At 61.5% G+C, this 3,103-nt stretch carries 2 protein-coding genes and 1 pseudogene; all 3 read left to right on the top strand.

The genetic code is table 11. The features are described from left to right. Positions 1–1,000, top strand: a 1,000-nt coding sequence (locus Q4Q11_RS31355) for an HlyD family secretion protein (protein ID WP_498571926.1), incomplete at its 5' end; no start/stop codon positions are given. A gap of 77 nt (positions 1,001–1,077) precedes the next feature. Continuing rightward, a complete protein-coding gene (locus Q4Q11_RS31350; protein WP_498571925.1) occupies positions 1,078–2,691 on the top strand; it encodes an MDR family MFS transporter in 1,614 nt (537 codons plus the stop codon). Between the two features lie 30 nt (positions 2,692–2,721). Beyond that, positions 2,722–3,103: pseudogene (locus Q4Q11_RS31345) on the top strand (adenylate/guanylate cyclase domain-containing protein); the annotation flags it as partial.

Below are 3,103 nucleotides of genomic sequence, written 5' to 3'. Positions count from 1 at the left end.
TTATTGGACCGTCGGCCGCTTCATTGAATCCACCGACGATGCCTATGTGAAGGCCGACTACACAACAGTTGCCCCGAAAGTCGCAGGCTACATCAAGGATGTGCTGGTCAATGACAATGACAAGGTCAAAGCCGGACAGGTGCTGGCACGCATCGACGACCGAGACTTTCAGGCCGCCCTTTCCCAGGCAAAGGCCGATCTCAAGGCTGCGAATGCGGCAATCGCCAATATCGATGCACAGATCTCGCTGCAGCAATCGCTGATCGGACAGGCTAAGGCGACGGTCGACGCGTCCAAGGCTTCGCTCGACTTCGCACAATCCGATGCCGCCCGCTCCGCTCGGTTGATCAGCAATGGTGCGGGTACGCAGTCGCGCGCCGAAGAGACGCAATCGGCCAGCAAGCAGGCGGCCGCGGCCGTCGAACGCGACCAGGCAGCGCTGGTCGCCGCGCAGAACAAGGTGCCCGTCCTGCAGACCCAGCGCGACCAGGCGGTCGCCCAGCGCGATCGCGCCGCCGCCGCCGTCCGGCAGGCAGAGCTCAACCTCTCCTATACGGATATCGTCGCTGCCGTCGACGGCACGGTCGGCGCCCGGTCGATCCGCGTTGGCCAGTACGTCACCTCGGGTACACAGCTGATGGCAGTCGTGCCGCTGCACTCGGTCTATGTCGTCGCGAATTTCAAGGAAACGCAGCTGACCTATGTACGTCCCGGCCAGTCGGTCGAGATCAGGGTCGACAGCTTCCCGGACGTCGCCATCAAGGGTCATGTCGACAGCCTCTCCCCGGCGAGCGGCCTGGAATTCTCGCTGCTGCCGCCGGACAATGCCACGGGCAATTTTACCAAGATCGTTCAGCGCATCCCTGTAAAGATCGTCATCGATGACGAACAACTGGCAGGACTGCTGCGTTCCGGCATGTCGGTCGAGCCCGAAATCGATACCAAGGCCGCACAGACATCGACAGCGAGCGCCGAGGGAGTGTCCGGCCACGCCGGATAATCCTTCCCTCTCTTCGTCGATTATCACGTCAACACTGTCATGAGATTATTTCGGCATCCGCCGGAAGGAGACGCGCCATGGCCACTCTTCAGATCGCCGCCAACAACAATTCCGTCATCGCGGCACCCCATTCGCTCGCAAGGCCCGCCATGAGCCCGCTGCGCATGTGGACCGCCGTCATCGGCTCCACGCTCGGCGCCTTCATGGCCGTCCTGAACATCCAGATCGTCAATGCCTCGCTTGCCGACATCCAGGGCGCAATCGGCGCCGGCACGGACGACGGAGGCTGGATCTCGACTTCCTACCTGATCGCCGAAATCGTCGTCATTCCGCTGAGCGCCTGGCTCGCCCGTGTCTTTTCGGTTCGCAACTATCTTTTGACCAACGCCATCCTCTTCCTGCTGTTTTCGGTCGGCTGCGCCTTTGCCGCAAACCTGCAGCAGATGATCATCCTGCGCGCCATCCAGGGATTTTCCGGCGGCGTGCTGATACCGATGGCCTTCACCATCATCATCACGCTGCTGCCGAAACCGAAACAGCCGATGGGCCTTGCCCTTTTCGCCCTTTCGGCCACTTTCGCGCCGGCCATCGGCCCGACGATCGGCGGCTATCTTACCGAAAGCTGGGGCTGGCAATATATCTTCTACGTCAATCTCGTACCCGGCATTTTGATGGTCGGCATGCTCTGGGCCTCGCTCGAGCGCACGCCGATGAACTTGTCGCTGCTTGCCAAGGGCGACTGGCCGGGCATCATCACCATGGCAGTCGGTCTTGCCGCGCTGCAAACAGTGCTCGAAGAAGGCAACAAGGACGACTGGTTCGGCTCACCTTTCATCGCCCGTCTGTCGGCCATTGCTGCGGTCTCGCTGACGCTCTTCCTCATCATCGAGCTTCGCGCCGCCCATCCGCTCCTCAATCTGCGCTTGCTGGTACGCCGGAATTTCGGCTTCGGCATCGTCGCCAATTTCCTGCTCGGTATCGCACTATACGGTTCGGTCTTCATCCTGCCGATCTATCTAACCCGTATTCAGGGCTACAATTCCGAACAGATCGGCCTGGTGCTCGCCTGGACCGGCATTCCGCAGCTGATCCTGATCCCGCTGGTTCCGCGGCTGATGAAGCGTTTCGATGCCCGCCTGCTGATTGTCGTCGGCTTCGCTCTCTTTGCCGCCTCGAACTTCATGAATGTGTACATGACCGGCGATTACGCCGGCGATCAGCTCTTCTGGCCGAATATCGTGCGCGCCATTGGCCAGGCGCTTGCCTTCACACCGCTGACAGCGATTGCGACTGCTGGCATCGAGCAGGAGAATGCAGGCTCCGCCTCGGCGCTCTTCAACATGATGCGCAATCTCGGCGGCGCGGTCGGCATTGCGGCGCTGCAGACCTTTCTTACCAAGCGCGAGCAGTTCCACTCGAACATTCTGACCAATTCGGTTTCGATGTTCGAAGAGGCAACGCGCGCCCGTGTTGCCCGTCTTACCGGTTATTTCATGAACCATGGCGTCAGCGATCAGGCACTTGCCACACACAAGGCGATCGTCGCCATCGCCGCCAGCCTGCGCAAGCAGGCCAACATCATGGCCTTCAGCGACACCTTCTACCTGCTCGCCGTCGCCCTGGTTGTTGCCCTCGCCGCCAGCCTGCTTCTCAAGAAATCCGGTCAGCTTTCGGGCGGCGGCGCGCACTGAGCGCCGCACCTTGCACAGGAGGAGATACTAATGACCTTGCTGTACGACACGCCCGAAACGCTGCCTTCGATTTCGCCGACCACGCGCTTGAACGCCAACACCACGGCGACCTTGAGCCTCATCGAGTGGCTGACCGGCGATGACTGCCACGCTCTCGACGAAGCGGGGCTGGTCTCGGGGCTTGGACGCCGCTTGCAAGCGCTTGGCCTTCCAGTCGATCGGCTGACGCTGCACCTGACCACCCTGCATCCCGAATTCATCGGCCGCACCTTTGCCTGGGCGCCGGGCGAACCGGTCGAGATACATGATCGCGAACATGGGACTCGCTTGGCGATCGCCAATACGCCGCTCCTCAAGGTGCAGGAAATGCGCGAACCGCTGATCGTCGGCCCCGGCGAGAGCCCTCATGGCC

It is taken from the genome of Rhizobium sp. UFLA01-1127 (assembly GCF_059803845.1).
Note: the sequence above shows the minus strand (reverse complement) of the source record. Positions and strands in the feature narration are given on the sequence as shown.